The organism is Pseudoalteromonas sp. OF7H-1 (assembly GCF_022347825.1).
In the GTDB taxonomy this organism is placed as follows: Bacteria; Pseudomonadota; Gammaproteobacteria; order Enterobacterales; family Alteromonadaceae; genus Pseudoalteromonas; species Pseudoalteromonas maricaloris.
Genome location: NZ_JAKRFX010000015.1, coordinates 100,738 through 119,993, shown reverse-complemented (window position 1 = coordinate 119,993; position 19,256 = coordinate 100,738). Strand labels below are relative to the sequence as shown.

The 19,256-nt window shown below is 45.3% G+C and carries 5 protein-coding genes; 4 read left to right on the top strand and 1 reads right to left on the bottom strand.

Annotated elements, in window-relative coordinates:
• The first annotated feature begins 18 nt into the window (after positions 1-18).
• From MHN30_RS17575 to MHN30_RS17565, 3 genes are all read left to right on the top strand, one after another.
• Positions 19-5,244, top strand: a complete 5,226-nt coding sequence (locus MHN30_RS17575; protein WP_239360568.1) for a non-ribosomal peptide synthetase — start codon at positions 19-21, stop codon at positions 5,242-5,244.
• 3 nt (positions 5,245-5,247) lie between these two features.
• A complete protein-coding gene (locus MHN30_RS17570; RefSeq protein ID WP_239360566.1) occupies positions 5,248-9,639 on the top strand; it encodes a type I polyketide synthase in 4,392 nt (1,463 codons plus the stop codon).
• Positions 9,640-9,763: 124 nt separating this feature from the next.
• Positions 9,764-12,184 (top strand): penicillin acylase family protein, encoded by a 2,421-nt coding sequence (locus MHN30_RS17565; protein ID WP_130163284.1) that lies wholly within the window; start codon positions 9,764-9,766, stop codon positions 12,182-12,184.
• Positions 12,185-12,249: 65 nt separating this feature from the next.
• Here MHN30_RS17565 and MHN30_RS17560 read toward each other — a convergent pair whose 3' ends face one another.
• A complete protein-coding gene (locus MHN30_RS17560) occupies positions 12,250-14,415 on the bottom strand; it encodes a TonB-dependent siderophore receptor (RefSeq protein ID WP_130163285.1) in 2,166 nt (721 codons plus the stop codon).
• A 194-nt stretch (positions 14,416-14,609) separates the two neighbouring features.
• Here MHN30_RS17560 and MHN30_RS17555 point away from each other — a divergent pair, with 194 nt between their 5' ends.
• Positions 14,610-19,226: a non-ribosomal peptide synthetase gene (locus MHN30_RS17555; protein WP_239360564.1), complete on the top strand. Its 4,617-nt coding sequence runs from the start codon at positions 14,610-14,612 to the stop codon at positions 19,224-19,226.
• Positions 19,227-19,256 lie beyond the last annotated feature (30 nt).

Sequence of the window (19,256 nt, the reverse complement as noted above, 5' to 3'; positions counted from 1 at the left end):
TGATTTACGGAGTAAACTATGTCCGCCATTACAATAACTGACCATCTTATACATCATGCTGAAACCCAGCCGAATCAACTTGCGCTGGTCTGTGTTGAACGCAAATTGACTACGCAGTGGACTTATCAAACGCTACTTGAAAAAGTGATGCTTGTTGCCAGTCATTTTCAACAGTATGCAAAATCAGGAGATAGAGCCCTGATTTTGATGGAAACTGGTATTGAGTACGTTGCCAGCTTTTTAGCCTGTCAGTATTGTGGGATCACTGCTATTCCTAGCTTTCCTCCTGAATCGACGAAGCCACAACATCTCGCGAGAACCATAGGGATCGCCAAAGACGCCAGTGCGACTTTAATTCTTACCACTGCCCGTTTCAGTGAGACGGTGCAAGCTCTGACCGAACAAACTTCTGGTGCGTCGATGTTAAGTGTTGATGAGTTGCAGGAGATAAATATACCAGCTCAACGTGCCAATACAGCGCCAAATGACATTGCATTTTTGCAGTACACATCAGGTTCAACAGCAACACCTAAAGGGGTGATGGTCAGTCATGAGAACCTAATTGCGAATGAGCGAGCGATTAGTGAGCGGATGGAGACGAAGAGCAGCGATGTCATGGTTAGCTGGTTGCCGCTATTTCATGATATGGGGTTAATTGGAGGCTTACTACAACCATTATTTATGGGGTTTCCTCTGGTATTGACTTCTCCTCGTTACTTTATGGAAAGGCCTGTAAGGTGGTTGCAACTACTAAGTCAGTACAAGGGGACTATCTCTGGAGGCCCTGACTTTTCATTTCGATTGTGTTTGGAGAGAGTAAAGGAAAAAGTGCTAGAAGAGCTCGATCTGAGTCATTGGCGAGTTGCATACTCTGGGGCTGAACCCATCAGACACGATACACTCATTGACTTTGCTGAGCGCTTCTCCGCTTGTGGTTTAAACAAGCAGGCTATTTACCCATGCTACGGCCTCGCTGAAGGAACATTGATGGTGACTGGCAGTCACGCCAATCAAGGCGCGTATGTGACGGCATTTGATAGCGCTAAATTAGCCGAAGGTATTGCAAAGTCGGTTCCAAGTCAGGACTGGAGAAATACAGAACATTACCGCCATCAGGTCGGCTGCGGTATCGTCGCCAGTGAGCATTTCTTACGTATTAGCGATCCACAAACTCATCAGCAACTTGCAGATGGTTTGATTGGAGAAATATGGACTGCAGGTCCCAGTATTGCAGTAGGATATTGGCAAAACGAAGAAGCGACACGAGCCACCTTTATCGAGCGAGATGGCAAGCGTTGGTTAAGAACAGGTGATGTAGGCTACATCTTTGATGGTCAACTCTTTATCTCAGGAAGAGAAAAAGATTTGATCATCATGAATGGCCACAATGTTTATCCCCAAGACATCGAAAGAGTGATTGAAGCGGAATTGAGCTTTGTGCGTAAAGGTCGAGTGTCAGCATTTCCAGTTCCAAGCGCGGAAACTGGAGAAGGGATTGGTCTTGCTATCGAGACCACGAACAGCTATCGAAACACTGTTGCGGCGGAGCTCACTGCTGAAGTAGTAAGAAATTTTATCAGCACGCAATTCGGCCACAGTCCCGAACTCGTACTACTGCTTGATCAGGGCACCTTGCCGAAAACATCTAGCGGAAAATTGCAGCGTAGTGCCTGTCTTAAACTATATCAAAGAGCACAGTTGGTGCCATACGGTGCTTTTGATAGCGAAGCGTTGCGCAATCTTGGGCAAGTAGAATGTACGGTAGAGGCATGGTCTGATTTTGAACAAGCGATCGCTAAGTCGTGGCAGCAGGTACTCAACTATCCAGTGACAAATAACCGAGCTAACTTTTTTTCTTTAGGCGGGAATTCACTCAAAGCGGTACGTTTAATTGCGTTGGTTCAAACACAGTTTGATTGTCAGCTGGAGACGACTTGTTTATTTAATGCCCCTGAATTTGGTGATTTTTGCGAGCTTATTAAACACAGTAAGGCGCAAAATACGAACAGGCTTCAGTTACTCCCAACGCATCAAATAGATCATCCTTTGAGCGCCCAACAGCAAAGGCAACTGTTTTTATGGCAACTGCAGCCTGAAAGCAACGCCTATCATATTGGGGCAAAAACCACTTTATTAGGCTCAGTGTCAATTGAGCATGTAGAGCAGGCTTGCCGTGTGGTGTTTGCCCGCCACCCAATCTTGAGACAGCAATTTATGAAAAGTGGAAGTGGGCAATGGCGACAGACTGCGTCATCTCGTCCATTAAACTGGTGTGTTGAAGATATGTCACATTTATCTCAGGAGCACCAATCCAGTTGGATTGCTAAATGGTATCAAACTCCCTTTGCCCTTATGGAGGGAGACTGTTTCAGGGTTGCACTGGTGGAGGTTGCGCCGCGACAGTTTACTTTATTGGTAGCGATGCATCACATTGTGGGGGATGCATGGTCCTTCGAGCTGTTGATAAAGCAAATAGCTGATATATATCATGCGCTTGAAAAAGGTACTGAAGTAAATATTGAGCAGAGTTTACTGCAGTACGGTGACTTTGCTCAATGGCAGCAAGATTGGCTCGAGAGTGCGGATGCAAAGCAGCAACAGACTTACTGGCTAGCACAGCTATCAGGTGATGGGGATGAGGAACTTATCACTACGCAGCGTGAAAATACGCAGCAAGGGTTACAGTCTAGATTGTTATGTGAGCAATTAGATTATCGCCAAGTTCAGCAACTCCAAGCCTTTTCACATCAGCAAAGTGCAAGTTTGTACATGTTGTTGTTAGCATCTTTGCAGGTCACGTTTTATCGTTTATATGGTAAGTCAAAGCCACGAGTTGGCGTTCCGGTTGCAAATAGACGCAGTGCCTCGACTCAAGAAATGTTAGGCTTTTTTGTTAATACGCAAGTGCTTACTGCAGATATTAACCCTGCCATGACGTTCGGGGACGTGATAGCTCAGGTAAAACAGCGCGCGCTAGAGGCGCAACAGTATCAAGATTACCCTTTCGAAAAACTAGTCGAGCTGTTAAACCCAGATCGCAAGCTTGGGCACAATCCGTTATTCCAATTCATGTTTAACCATGTTGAGTACCAAGCAAACCCTTGGCGTGAAAGTGCATCTGTGCAAGCAAGTACTGTGGAAGCGCTCAATCAAGAAGTACAGTTTGACTTTAGCTTAGATTCTAGATTGTTTAATGAAGGCCATCTTGATTTAGAACTTCAGTATAACGGTACTCTGTTCTCAAAAGCGCAGATGCAAAACTTTATGCAAAGCTGGCTCACCCTGCTACAACAGGCCGTTCGACACCCTAATAAAGCGATTGCGGAGTTAGTGATGGTGGCACAAGAGGGCGCATTATTAGCGCTTGGGAAGGGCAAAGCGAGCGCTGAAGAAAAAATCGACTGGCTTTCGCAAATCGCGCAGCATGCGAATGTAAGCGCTGAAGCAACTGCCATAATTTATCGCAATGAAGATTATAGTTATAGCTGGCTGTGGCAACGCGCATCTCGTGTTGCACAGAAACTTTCCGCTGCGGGCGTTGGAGCGGAAAGCGTGGTGGGGATCTTGTTACCTCGAACGCCAGAGATGCTGGCCTGTACCCTAGGATGCCTACTTGCTGGTGCGGGTTATTTACCATTGGATGCCAATTTCCCTGAAGCCAAATTAGCATTCATGCTAGAAGATGCCAACTGTTGCAAACTTATTAGTGAAGGTGTCTCAACTAACTCGGTATGGCAGGGCGATGTTTTTACACCTGCGGAGTTATTCGACACCTCAGGACTGGCGGATAAAATAAAGGATATTGGTGATATTAATCATCTTGCTGTGGCGTATCTAAACTATACCTCTGGCTCGACTGGAACACCTAAAGGAATAGCGATAGAGCATGGGGCGTTGGCAAAATACATTACGTCAGCTATCGACTTTATGGCGCTAACTGCAAAGGATGTGGTGTTGCAATTTGCGACTGCAAACTTTGATGCTTTCGTGGAGCAAGTGTTCCCAACTTGGACTGTGGGTGCGACCTTAGTACTTCGAGAAGATGCATTATGGGATGCGCAAACGCTTTATGCTCAGGCGCAACGACATCGAATTACCGTTATGGATTTAAGTGCGGCTTACTGGCGTACGATCGCCGCTTCGTGGGCGCAACACGCTAAACATCATGGTGCGCTGGCGCTTCCTTATCTTCGTCAGGTGCATTCAGGTGGTGAAGCGATGTCGACAACTGGCGTCGCGGATTGGCGAGCTGCAGGGTTAGGTCATGTCAAATTGCTGAATACCTATGGGCCTACAGAGATTGTTGTAGAAGCAAGTGTATTTGATTGCACCGTACTTGAACCATTTGCCAATGTACCGATTGGTAATGCTATCCAAGGGCGACAGCTTTATGTGTTAGATAGTGCATTGCAGTTAGTGCCACAAGGTGAAGTAGGTGAGTTGTACGTTGGTGGTGATATTTTAGCGAGAGGTTATTGGCAGCAACGAGGATTGACAGCGTGTAAGTTTATCGCTGATCCATTTAGCCAAGATGGCGCTCGTATGTACGCTACTGGCGACTTGGTGCGTTGGCAGGGAGAGCAGCTGGAATACATAGGTCGTCAAGACCACCAGGTGAAAATAAGAGGATTTAGAGTTGAATTATCAGAAGTTGAAGCACAACTTTGCAACCTACCTACAGTTAAACATGCGGTGGTACAGCTGAGGGATACGCAAAACTCAGTAAGTTTAGTCGCTTATGTTGAGGCTGATGGTGTAACCGAAGTTGAATTGAAACAGGCGTTACAGCTGCAATTACCTCATTATATGATCCCTGATGCGATTTTGGTGTTAGATAAACTGCCTCTTTCTGAAAGTGGCAAATTAGAGCGTCATAAGCTGCCGGATATCAAAGTGATGCAGAGCAGTGAAACGCCGAAAACAAGCGCAAGTGAGTTAGAACAGCAGTTAATCAAAGTATTTGCTCGCCACCTACAACGAGACTCCATTGCTATAGAACAAAACTTTTTCGACTTAGGTGGTCACTCCCTGTTACTGATGGCGATATACGATGAGCTCAAGCCTGATCATCCATCATTATCATTAACGGATCTATTCCAGTACCCAAGTATTGCCAGCTTAGCGAGTTATTTGACGACAACTGTCAGTGCGCAAACCACATCACTGCCAACGTCAAATAATAAAAAACAAAAGCAAGCTATGAGTACCTTTGCTGCCAAGAAGCGTAAATCAAGAGAAGTGTAACTAATGACAGAGCAAACATTTAATCCTTTAGATATTGCAGTGGTGGGAATGGCTGGGCGCTTTCCTGACGCCGATAACGTTGAAGCATTGTGGCAAAACGTTCGCAATGGTCATTGCGCTATTGAGACTTTGACAGAAGAACAGCTAACGGCTGCGGGGGTCAGTGAAGCACAGCGCAGCCACCCTGATTATGTCAACGCGTCCATCCCATTTGCAAACAAAGCTCAGTTCGATGCGGAGTTTTTTGGCTATACGCCAAAAGAAGCTACACAATTAGATCCTCAACAGCGCCTATTTCTGCAAACGTGTTGGCACGCTTTGGAGCATGCAGGCTTACCAGCGAGTGGCCAGTTTACAGGCGTATTTGCCGGTTGTGGTGTGCCAGCATACTTACTTAAACATTTATTGCCGCAGCAGCAAGACAATGACATCACCAGCCTCTTAGCGCTCACCAATGGCAATGAGAAAGACGCGCTGGCTACTCGCATTAGTTACGAACTTGATTTAACTGGGCCCGCGGTAACGGTGCAAACGGCTTGCTCAACCTCTTTAGTCGCCGTACACATGGCCTGTCGAGCATTGCAAAACTATGAGTGTGATGCAGCCCTTGCAGGTGGTGTGTGGCTCAATTTACTCGACGAACAAGGATATCTTGCCCCCGCTGGTGGTAGCTTATCAACCAGTGGTAAGTTGAGTGCATTTAGCGAACACGCCGATGGCATCTTAATTGGCAGTGGCACTGCTGCTGTGGTATTAAAGCGTGTGGAAGAAGCGATAGAAGATGGCGATCACATCTTAGCGGTGATTAAGGGATCTGCGATTAATAATGATGGCAGAGACAAGGTTGGCTATACCGCGCCGAGCGTCACTGGACAGGCTAATGCGATACGTGCCGCTTTGGAGTTTGCAGATCTCGAGCCGCGCTCCATCGGCTACATTGAGAGCCATGGTACCGGCACAAAACTTGGCGACCCAATTGAAGTCGCAGCACTATCACAAGTTTATCAGCACACTGAAAAACAATATTGTGCCCTTGGCTCAATTAAAGCAAATATTGGTCATTTAGACTCCGCGGCTGGGGTGACTGGTTTAATTAAAGCTATTCAAGCTTTGCGCCACAAAGAGATCCCGCCGAGCATTCATAGCTCGCCTCAAAATAGTAAAATTGATTTCGAAAACAGTCCGTTTTATTTACCGAAGCACGCGCAAACATGGGATTGTGATGGTCCTCGCCGTGCTGCGGTCAGCTCGCTGGGAATGGGGGGGACCAATGCACACGTTATTTTGGAGGAGTACTTACCTGTACCTGAAAAGGTTGAAAGCGCCCCCACGGCATGGCACATTTTACCGATTTCAGCGGCTAATACAGCCAGTTTAGCTAAGCAGCGTCAACAACTTGCAAAAGCCATAATGCAGAACCCACAGCAATTGACACTTATAGCTGCACAGCTGCAGCATAAAAAGCGTAGGCTGCCTGCAAATCAGGCCATTGTCGCAAAAGATGAAGCGCAGGCAATCGAGTTGTTAAATCGTGAATATGCCGATGAGATAGTGAAAAAAGCAGAGCAGATAGGCTTGTTGTTTTCAGGGCAGGGTTCACAGTATGTGACGATGGCACAGCCTTTATATCGTCATGTTACAGAATTTAAGACTCACTTCGATGACGTACTAGCACGCTTCCCAAGCAAATTACGTGCAGAACTAGAAGCGGTATTTTTCCCCTCCGATGAGCAAATATTGGCGGCCAATCAACTCTTAAATCAAACTAGGGTAACGCAACCTGCATTGTTTGTTGTGGCTTATGCTATGGCTAAATGCTATCAAGCGCATGGAGTACAAGTCCATGCGATGTTAGGTCACAGTATCGGTGAATATGTTGCGGCTTGTTTAGCGGAGGTAATGTCTGTAGATGATGCCATTCATCTCGTTGTTGCAAGAGGGGAAACGTTACAGCAAATGGCAGAAGGCGCGATGCTTTCTGTTATGGCAGACGCCAATACTATTGCACCTTTCCTCAATGCTGAACTGGATATTGCAGCCTATAACAGCCCGCAAAATACGGTGGTGGCAGGAACCAAAGCGGCGATTAAAATGCTGCAAGGTGAATTAAAAGAGAGGCAAGTCAGTTGTACCCGTTTACACGTCTCACACGCATTCCATAGTCATCTAACTGAACCTGTATTAGCAGTTTTTGCACAGGCGTTTGCAAAGATTGAGCTAAAAGCGCCGAAAATTCCTTTTGTTTCTAATATCACCGGGGAATGGATCACAGATAGCCAAGCAACCTCAGTACAATATTGGCTTGATCATATCCGTCAGCCAGTTGATTTTGCTAAAGGAATTCAAACACTGGCGCAAACATGTCAAGTATTAATCGAAGCAGGCCCCGGCGATACCTTACAAAAACTGAGTAGTCAAAACCTCGGTGAGAAAGCACTAGTCCTACACTCAATTGCCCATGTAAGAGACCTAAAGTCCAGCGTGCCCCCGTTTGCGAAAACCCTTGCTACATTGTGGCAGTGCGGTCAGCGTGTTGATTGGCACAAAGTTACGAAATACCCCCATGGTCAAAAGATGCTTGCACCAGAGTATGCATTTGCAAACACAAGTTTCTGGCAAGCGGCACAAGGTAATCATGATGCTGTGACTGACGCGCAGGTCTCAGAGCCAGAACTATTAGCTCCAGTGTGGCAACAGGCGATGCAAAACCTTGCGCCAAGCGCACCTTTGAGTGGTCAGCGCTGGCTAGTCGTCTGTGATGATAGCCCATTATGTGAAGCCTTAATGGAGGCGTTGAATGTAGAACAAGTTTCCGTACTACAGCTTTGGCATGGTAATTATTTTGCTCAGCAACAAGAGCAGGTTTATCGCGGTAATACTCAACAAATAGAAACGTTTGAGACCATTATGTCGCAATCTGGTGATATCGTTCGAGTCGTTGATTTAAGATTACTTGGGGCTGATAACCTGGCGTTTACTAGCCACTTGGCGCTATTGCAATGGGCTTCTGAACATAAAATAGGGGTAAGTTTAGTTGCTACTGGACTTTTCTCTGTGTTAGGCAATGAAGCGGTATCACCATCAAAAGCGACGATTTTAGGTGCAACTCGAGCCTTGTGTCATGAAGTCCCTGAGTTGTTGGTACAGGTGGTTGAAGTCGCAGAGGTAGAGTCATCAACAAACAGTAAAACCTTGGTTTCAACAATACTAAAAAACTTAGCACAGAAAAGCAGCTTAGAGATTGCTGTGCGTGGTAGAAGTGCTTTTAGCTTGTCACAGCAAATAGTACCTGAGGTGGTGACAACAGCATCGGGAGCGGATAATCCAGTTACCTTTATTACGGGGGGATTAGGAGGTGTAGCGCTTATTCTCGCGAATAAACTGGCGCAGCAAGGACATAAAATTGCGCTGTTGAGCCGCCGAGCCATACCCACTGCGCAGCAATGGCCTGAACTCGCTATTAATAACGAAAACTCAAAAGAGCAGGCATTATTTACTCAGTTGAATGAGTTAAAAGCACTCGCCCCAGATCTGATGGTGTTGCAAGGGGACGTAACGGACTTGGCAGCATTAACTTGTGCCATAGCCCAAGCCGAAGCGCAGCTCGGTCATATCAGTCACGTTGTTCATGCAGCCGGCGTAGCCGGAGGTGGTGTGTTATCTCAGTTAAGCCCGCAGCAAGTATCTGAAACCTTAGCTGCGAAAGTATCTGGTGCCAATAATCTATTGCAGGCATTCGCGCATCATCAACTAGCGAAAATGATATTTTGCTCGTCGCTTGCCTCTGTGCTTGGCGCCTTTGGGCAAGGTGACTATTGTGCTGCAAATGCGTATCTAGATGCGCTGCCTTATCAATCTTTACCATTCCCGGTATGCACAATCAACTGGGATGGATGGGATAACATAGGTATGGCTGCTGGGCAACAAGTGGCGAGTGGCTTAGGGCTCAATCGTGAACAAGGTGCAGCACTGTTTATGCAAGCCATCTCTGCCGACTTGCCACATCTCTACGCTGCAGCCATGAACTGGGCACAACGAGAAGCTAAGTTGCAAGAGTTACTCACTGCAGCAGCGATTGCCAATCCTAGCACTAACAGCGTGCAACAAGGAAAATCTCGTCCTGTTATGGATGTTGAATTTGAAGCGCCAGAAAGTGAGCTTGAACAACGTCTTGCAACACTATGGAGTGAGTCACTTGGCTATAGTGAAGTGGGTATTTTTGACAGCTTCTTTACACTAGGTGGTGATTCGCTTATTGCAATACAAATGATAGCGAAGGCTAAACAGGCTTTCGCTGTTGAGATAGCTCCAGCTGCATTTTTTGAAGACCCAACTATCGATAACCTAGCGTTTCTTATTGAAGAAGCGCTGCTCGCAGAGATAGAAAATCAATAACTAAAACGGGTGGCTATCACCCGTTTTTTGTATTTGCTTCACCTCTTACTTAAGTCCGCCTTACTTACCCTATTCGTCAATGAATGATTTGATTTTTAAACAGCACTTATTAAAAAGGACAATTATGAATTCCAATATACTGCTCATCCCTTTGCTATTACTCGGCCCATTGGCCTGTCAGGCTGATCATTCGGCAGCGCAAAGTAATATAAAACACGCTTCGAAACTAAAAGCCAAAATCACCCGAACCGAATTTGGTATTGCCCATGTTAAAGCTAGCAACTTACGTTCATTAGCTTTTGGTTCTGGGTATGCTCAAGCGCAAGATCATGGCTGTGTGCTTGCCGATAGCTATCTAAGGGTTCGAGGAGAGCGTGCTAAGTATTTTGGAGCTGATCACTATCAAGCTGGTGATAACCGCCATGTAATGTCTGATTACCTATATAAAATTGCTGATATTTATGGGCAGGCTAAGCTCGCTTTTCCGACGTTATCCAAAGATACTCAAGCTGCTGCAGAAGGGTTTGCTGCTGGTTTTAATTTGTATCTCACCGAGGTGCAACAAGGTAAGGCAAGGTTAGAACCAACTTGCCAAGGTGAAAGCTGGGTACAGCCCATAACGGCCGTTGATGTACTTGCTAACATTGCCGCTGCGGGAAGCGGCGCGAGCCTTGGTCAGTTTGCTACCGCAATTTTACAAGCACACCCAGAGCAAGGTAATGCTTGGCTGCCCAGTGCATCAGAACCTATGAAGCTAACCTCGCCGTTAGCTGCAGTCCCTGACGGCGACAAGCTTATGACACAAGGCTCAAATGCCTGGGCTATCGGTGCCGATTTTAGTGATGATGGTAAAGGGATATTAATGGCAAATCCGCATTTTCCCATGACAGGGCAGATGCGTTTTTGGGCCTATCACGCCAATATCCCTGGCGAACTAGATGTGATGGGAGCATCATTGCTGGGCTTTCCGGCGGTAGTGAATATTGGCTTCAATCATAATGTTGCATGGAGCCATACTTACTCAGCATCGACACAAAGTGTGATTTACCGTTTAACATTGGATAGCGCAACCCCACTTGGCTATGTGCTAGATGGTGAATCTAAACGGATTGTGGAAAAGGACATCGTTGTTGAGGTATTGAGTGCATCGGGTGAGATGCAATCTTTACATAAGCCCGTATATAAGGCTGAGGGCGGGATGCTGATTGAAATCCCAGGTGTATTAGATTGGACAGAACAGCACGCGTATATTTTAAAAAATACGAATTTAGATAATTTTGCTGCAATCGATCATTGGCTTGCGATAAATAAAGCGCAAACTTTGCAGGAATTTCAACAAAGTTTTAAAGATCATAATGGTTTAATGTTCAATAACGCGATTTATACAGATAAAGATGGTCACGCATTTTATATTGATGCTGCCAATGTACCGCATTTATCATCAACAGCGCTTCGTTATTTAAATGAGGATGCGTTGGCAAAACAGTATTTTGAAAAGTTTAGAGTACCAGTGCTTCCCGGTGATGATTCCGCTTATTATTATCAGCAAAGTGTACCATACGCAGAAAAGCCTAAGCTTGAACGTAAGGACTATGTGCAAAATGCCAATGATTCATATTGGCTTGCAAATGCTAGTGCCCCTATTGCTGAAGTTTCTCCTCTTTATGGTCAACACAGTGTTTTACAAAGTCGTAGAACGAGATATTCTTTGGCGCAAATAAGTCATCCAATTGGTGACGAGCAAAAATTTGATGCTGATGAAGTCACCGCAATTCTGTTAGCCAATACCGCACAAATCACCCCGATTATTGATACTGTCATCGCAGCGTGCGAGCAAAGCTGGCAAGCCAAAGAGGTTACAGTCAATGGTCAAATTTTTGCATTAGCCCCGACATGCCAAGCTCTTAAAAAGTGGGACGGGCGTTTTGAGCAGTCTTCATTGGCTGCACACTTGGTGAGAGAGTTTGTCGCAAGAGTCAATGACCGAGAAGATTTCGAGGTTAGCTTCAGCCCACAGGATCCAGTAAATACCCCACGAAATATCCGCATCAATGAAGCGCTTTTCAAAGAACTAGCCATTGCTGGAGAAATTGTTCGCCATGCAGGCTTTGCACTGGATGCGCCGCTTGGTGATATACAGTTTTTTGAACAGCACGGGAAGCGCTTTGCTTGGCAGGGAAATATGAATGTTGAAGGTGGACTTAACGTGTTTGCTACGCAAAATCGCCTCGATCAAACGACATTTGCTCCGATTGCAACGCCTTCAGTGATGACGCCGTACAACGATAGACCGCTGTGGAGTGGGTTATCGCAACGAGGCTATGAGTTGCACTTTGGTTCAAGTTGGATGATGGTTGTTGACTTTGATGAGTCAGGGGTGAAGGCGAAAGGCTTGTTAACTTACTCTCAATCACAGCATCCAAACTCGCTCAATGCGAATGATCAAACACAATACTATAGTGAGCAAAATAAACTGGTAGCCCTACCTTTTCGCAAAGCTGAAGTTGCGGCAAAACACGTTTCTACGCAAATCATAAAGCAGTGATAATACGCTGATCATAAAAAGGGGCTTTGCAGCCCCTTTTTATGTTTCAATATATAGCAGTTATATTAGAAGCGATACTTCATGCTTAAGTTATACGCACGAGGTTCACTATACTTTTTAGGAACGAATCCATACGTATCGTAAAACGTTTCATCCGTGAGGTTGCTGACACTCAATTTAAAGCTTAACTGTTTTGAATGATCGTACTTGATATGAGCATTTACTAGCGTTTGACTGTCTTGCTCTGCGCGTACTGCCCCGCGACGACCACCTGCTGGGAGGCCAAGATCAACACCTGGCACACTTAAAATATCTACTTTTCGGTCTGTATCCCATGTTGCATTTAAGCCGAAACTCCACGCTTCATAGGTATATTTAGTGCTAACATTAAGCGTTTGTCTTGGTGCGTATAAGTTGATGTCTTCACCATTTTCATCAACTACATCAAAGTCACTGTAGCCAACATTGACCTGCCAATCTTCTGTAATGTTGGCATCCAATTCGATTTCAAAGCCATCCGCTTCGGCACCATCTACCGGGCGGTATCTTGCAGGTCGCTGATCGGCATATTCTGGAATAACAACGCCAAAGTCTTCCTTCAAGCTGTCAAAGTAAGCCATGTTTAAGCGTAAGCGGTTATCAATTAAGTTGGCTTTAAACCCGACTTCGACATTGCGCGCAGTAATAGGAGTGAGTTGCTTTAAGTTGACGTCGACTTTGTCTAGCTGAGGCTCATACGCATCGGTATAGCTCACATACGTACTGACCTGCTCATTGATGTCATAGACGAGGCCTAGGTATAAGCTTTCCCCAGTTTCGTCACCCTTATCGCTAGAGAATCCACTCCAAGCGAAATCTCGCTCATTGGTGCGCTCGTAATCGAAAAACTTGATACCCGCAATGGCATGTAAATCATCGGTTAGCACGAGCTTACTACTAATCGCTAAGCTTTGCTCTTTAGTTGTCTTATCCCAATAACCAATAAACTGCTTGTCCGTAGCGGTTAAATGTGATGCTGGATGAAGGGTATTATTGATTGATTGCAGCGGATAGAAGATAGTTCTGGCATTTTCATCTAACTCTTCATAACGGTCATCAGTAGACTCAAAGTCAGCGTTTAGATAAGTTACATTCACTTGATGGGCACGGTCAAATAGCTCAAATCGGCCAACCAAGCCTAAAATAAAGTTGGTACCATCAACGGTTTCAATCCAGCGGCGATCACCACCTTGCAAACCAAGTCCGGTTTCTTTATCTGGGTTACCACTGAAATAGGTCATAGTAATGTCAGCTTCCGTTTTGCTGTACTGTGCACCAAAGTTCAGTTCCCAGTCTAAGTTGATTTGATGAGAAAGCTTGAAGTGATAACTTTGATGGGTATTACCATTGTAACTATCCGGAGAAGAGAGGTTGGTTTTTTTATCTACCTCAACAGAAGAACCATCAGAATAAAAAATTGGCAGTCCCCATGGTGATAGTTTTAGCTCATTATCTTGATAGTGCACGGTAAATGACGCTTCGGTATCTTCAGAAAAGTAATGGTGTAGCTGAGTGTAAGCAACGATTTTATTGCTGTTCTCTTTGTCTACGTAACTATCTTTGTCTTCATACGCGAGAATAATACGGCCTGCGAGCGCTTTATCATCGCTAAGAGCGCCTGTGGCGTCAACGTGTGTGCGAACTTTATTCCAAGAACCAAATTCCGCGCCGACTTCAACGAAGCCATCGCGATCGGGTTGTTTGGTAATAACATTCAATGTCGCTGAGGGTTGTCCTGCACCCGCCATTAAGCCAGCCGCACCTCTGAGCACTTCAACACGATCATAGACTATGGTATCTAGACGACTTTCCTGAGGGCCTGCGATAGAAGTCGGTAGGCCGTCTTTAACAAGTGCATTAATTAGATAACCGCGCGAAGTAAACTCGGTATTGTCACCGGCTCCAAACTTATAACGAGAGATACCCGTTGTTTGAACCAGCACATCTTCCAAATCGTCTAGTTCAAAGTCATCCATGTACTGGTGACTTAGCACAGTAACCGATTGAGGTGTTTCCTTGATACTAAGATCTAGGCCAGTAGGGCCTGAATTGCGTTTAATGGGCTGGCCCACAACATCGATCCGCTCAATGTTGTTACTATTTTTTTCAGTGTTGGCCTGAACGTTTGGAGAGAAGTATACCAGTGACAGCATGAGCGTTAATGCTGTTGATTGATGAGCTTTGCTTCGCATGGGTTTTTCCATTCCTGATTTTGTTATTTTGGCAATAATTGAGCGCACTGAGTGCGCTCCCCCAAGGACGAAAAGTCGAAACAAAAATTTAGTAAAAGGAATCATTTTTATTTGCGACTGTTTTTTTCATTTTTTCACTCGTCTACTTGCCAAGTAAAAGTGGCAGTTGCATTGTCCTAAATTGGAGACCGAAAGTGGAAGCACCAACGAGAAAACGCCAACGAAAATCTAGGCTACACTCGACATCAACCCAACAGCTAAATGACTTGATAAAACAAAGGGCAAATACAACTCAAATAAGTTTACCGAGCCGCTCTGAATTGCAGGCTAAAGCGCCGTTAACAGCCGCGCAGCAAAGGCTTTGGTATGCTTGGAAAATTGCACCGAATGATAAAGCTTATAATTTGGCGGGCTCTTTGTATTTCGATGGACAGTTAGATGCTGAGCTGGTGAAGCAAAGCTTTACGGTACTACAGGCTCGCCATGGTGCACTACAAATCCAATTTACTGAAACACTTGAAGGTGTTTTTCAGCAGCAAAATCCTCAGCTGACGTTTGAATTTGTTGCGCTGTCGCAAGCGCAATCTAACCAAGACTTGATCACTGAGGCGCATACGCAAGCAATGCGGCCATTCGACTTGTTGTCGGACCCGTTACTACGTGTGGTATTGAGCACACAAGATAGGCGTTGCGAACTGTTAATTGTAATGCACCATATCATTACCGACGGTACTTCAATGCAAATCTTGTTTGATGAGTTTATAGATGTGTATCAATTGATTGCCCTTAACAAGGAGCCGTCTACTGAGAAAAAAGTCGACTATATTGACTATGCTTTGTGGCAATCCAAGCAAGAAAATAGCGCGAAACTCGAGCAGCAAAAACATAACTGGGTAACACGGTTACCAAAGGGGATAGAAGCAGTCACCTTACCGGCAACGGAGTCAGCAAGGCGGTTAGACACCTATACAATGGCGACGCATAGTAGCACTTTATCACAAAGCGTGGCTGAGACGGTTAGCACAGCAGCAGAGCGCTTTGGTACGACGCCTTATCTGGTGATGCTTACAGTCTTCCAAATGACATTACAACGTTATAGTGGTCAACAGGATGTGTTAGTCGGCGTACCCGTTGCAAACCGACATTTAGCCGAAACGTTGGGTGTAATCGGTTTTTTTGTCAATACTCAAGTCAGCGCGCTACGAATTCAAGATAGCGATAGCTTTGCGACACTGATAGCGCAAGCAAAAGATCATCATCACTTCGCGCAATCTAATCAAGATTTACCATTTGAACAGCTTATCGACGCGCTAGCTGTCGAGCGAGTCAATGGCACACATCCGCTCTTTCAGGTGATGTTTAATTATTTACGTCGTGATAAACAAAGTGCCAAAAAGCTAAATAATATCGCGTTAACCCATACCCAAGCGCATCGTTTTACTATGCCGTTTGATTTGCATTTAGACATTATTGATATTCAAGGTGAGGGCGTTCAGTGCCACTTTTATTACGCTAAGGAGCTATATCAAGCGTGTTTTATCGCGCAATTGCAAACTGCATTTTTGTCTGCGCTTATTCACCTTAATGCATTAGCTGCGGTGCCCGTGACACAGGCAAGTTTATGGCAAGGTGATGTTGTGAGTCGATTGCCAAGTGGTCCGCGTGCTCAAGCGCCTGATGATTTACTTATTCAGTTACAGCGATATGGTCATCGGCAGCCAGAAATGATAGCGGTTTCAGGTGCATCAGGGGCGCTCACCTACAAAGAACTGGTGCAGCATAGTGATAAAGTTGCTGCAATACTGCAAGCGCAAGGCCTCAAGCCACAAAGCTTAGTGGGGCTGAGAATGTCCCGTGATATCGCATCATTAGTGTGTATTTTTGGTATCTTAAAAGCAGGAATGGCGTACGTCCCCATTGATGCTTCATTGCCTATATCACGACAGCAGTATCTTGTTGAGAATAGTCAACTTGCATTGGTGGTGAGCGACGTTGAAGCCATACCAGAGATAAGCTGTGAGCAATTGAGCTATCGGCAACTAATGACTAAATCGATCACAGAACGGGTGTGGCCATCACGTGATGGTAAACAACTTGCTTACGTGCTCTATACATCGGGCTCTACGGGGTTACCAAAAGGAGTAGCTGTCACCTTAGCAGGACTAAACAACTACTTAGCGGACGCAAGCTCGCGTTATATGCATGACTGTCAGCGTGCAGTAGTGAGCTCGACCCTGTCTTTTGATGCAACGATCACGAGCTTACTGGTGCCTATCTACGCGGGTAAAAGCGTACAGATGATAAATCAAGATGACGCACTGCTAAATCATGTTGCAGATAGTATTCAACAAGCAACTGAAGATACCTTATTTAAACTCACACCTGCGCACCTTGATGGGCTATTAAGCCTTGGCCGTGACATCATTTCTTCGTGCCATCATTGTTTTGTTATAGGTGGTGATAAGTTGATGTCTGGTACTGTGAGTAAGCTTCGCCGACAGCTAGTCAATAGCCGATTCATTAATGAGTATGGCCCGACAGAAACGGTGGTAGGATGCTCTGCATATACGGTGACGCCCAAGTCGTGTACAGATTATACCGTTCAGCCTATCTCTAATGCGTTAAACAATACCATGCTATTTGTGCTGGATAAGTATCTAAATCATTGTCCCGCCAACGCGGTTGGGGAGCTTTACATTGCTGGGGCAGGGCTTGCTCAAGGTTATGTTGGACGTGCTGATTTGACCGCTGAACGCTTTATTGCGAACCCATTTAGTGATGATGGTAGCCGTTTATATCGCACAGGAGATATTGTCCGCTACGAAGCGGATGGGACTTTGTTATATCTTGGACGCAGTGATAATCAGGTTAAAATTCGTGGTTATCGTATAGAGCTTGCGGAAATAGAAGCGCAGCTTTGCGCGTTGCAAAACATTGATGAAGCAACCGTGATAGTTGATGAAACCGCAAATTCCTCACGCATTATCGGGTATGTTGTGGCCAATGTAATTGACGAGCAGGCAGTGCTTTCTCAATTAGCAAAGCAGCTACCTCAATACATGTTGCCATCCACCATTATCGCTTTAGAGCACTTACCACTTACGGTGAATGGCAAAGTAGATAAAGCGGCACTACCTAAAGTGAATATTCAGGCTGACATCAACTTTGTTGCACCACAAGGAGCAGTGGAGCAATTGGTTGCTGGGTTATGGCAAGCCCAGCTTGGTCTTGATCAAGTGAGTCGACACGATAGCTTTTTTAAACTAGGTGGAGATTCCATTATTGCACTACGCTTTATCGCTGCGCTCAATCAAGCGCTTGGCTACAGCATAGCGCTTAAAACGCTGTTGCTCAGCCCTGTACTGTCGCAGTTTGCAGAGGCGATTGAGTTGGAACAAGGGACTATTACAGCACTCGAAAAAAGGCCAAAGGATCTCCCTGTTGTGGTGTCGCCAGGGCAAAGAAGTTTATGGGTTGCGCATCAGCTTGCAGCAAACAAGGGCCAAGCCATGAGTTACAACATGTTTGGCGGTGTTGATTTACGCGGCCACTTGGATATAGACAAATTACAATACGCTTTAGATAAGTTGGTTGAGCAACAATCTGCGCTGCGGACGCGGTTTGAAGAAATAGAAGGTGAAATTAGGCTAGTGACCGTCGCTCACAATCATATTGTGATTGAACAACAGGATTTAATTGCATTGACTGAGAGTGCAAAAAACCATGCGCTCGCAGAACAACAACAGCAACTGTTCGCGCACCAATTCGACCTTGCAGCACTTCCCCTTATTAAAGTTAAGGCTGTTTGGCTTGCGCCAGACCATCTACGTTTGCTGGTGAATATGCATCATATTATTTCTGATGGTTGGTCCATTGCGATTTTTATTGAGTCGTTGAGTCAATTTTATGGTGATATTGATCAAGTGAAAGGGGCTGAAATTCCCTATGACTATGCTGATTTTGCGTATTGGCAACAGCAGCGTTTACTAAGTGAAGAAGCAACAAAACAACAAAGCTACTGGCGCAATACATTACGTGATGCACCTGCGCTTTCGTTATTTCCTGCGCATAAGCCTTTATCTGAGCAGGCTAGCGATCTGGGAGAAGAAGTACGATTGGTGTTATCTGTTGAGCAAAGTGAGCAGCTTAGGGCGTTTGCCAAAGCACAGAATGTTTCTCTAAACTCGGTAATGATGACCGCGTACTTATTGTTCTTACAATTTGTGACCAAACAACAAGACTTAGTGATCGGGACTGATCTCGCTGGCAGAGAAGTACCGGAGTTGGAAGCTATCATAGGTTATTTTGTGAAAGTCCTCCCTGTTAGAACCCAGCTATCTTCAGCCGCCACTATGGAAGAAGTACTGAAAGAAGTGCACCATGCGTTAGCTGTGACGGTGGAACATCAATTGATGAGCTTAGATGAAATAATTAAGCAAGTGAATCCACCCAGAAACCAGTTCAATGCACCGATCCTACAGCAACTATTTGTAATGCAAAATGCGCCAAAGCCAAGTTGGCAAGTAAAGGGTGTTTCATTTTCCCCCGCTGATATTGATTTGCCTAAGTACAGCAAGTTTGCCAATGCGTTATTTGTTACCCCTAATGACGAAATTGAATGTACTTGGTTATATCGAAAAGCGCTTTATGATCAACCTGCTATGGCGGCTTGGCTGGAGCAATGGAGTCAGCTTTTATTATCTCTCACAGCAAAACCAAATACGGTGATTAGCGAGCTCTATCGTTCTATATCATCTGCTACAAACAATAGGCCAAAGCTCAACAAGTTTGCCAAATTTAAATCGCGGTAAGTGATTACTGAGCGATAACGATAAAAGCCA

What these genes read in the sequence shown, in the direction of transcription:
- MHN30_RS17575 (WP_239360568.1), top strand. Translation starts at nt 19, where the DNA reads ATGTCCGCCATTACAATAACTGACCATCTTATACATCATGCTGAAACC.
- MHN30_RS17570 (WP_239360566.1), top strand. Translation starts at nt 5,248, where the DNA reads ATGACAGAGCAAACATTTAATCCTTTAGATATTGCAGTGGTGGGAATG.
- MHN30_RS17560 (WP_130163285.1), bottom strand. Translation starts at nt 14,415, where the DNA reads ATGCGAAGCAAAGCTCATCAATCAACAGCATTAACGCTCATGCTGTCA.
- MHN30_RS17565 (WP_130163284.1), top strand. Translation starts at nt 9,764, where the DNA reads ATGAATTCCAATATACTGCTCATCCCTTTGCTATTACTCGGCCCATTG.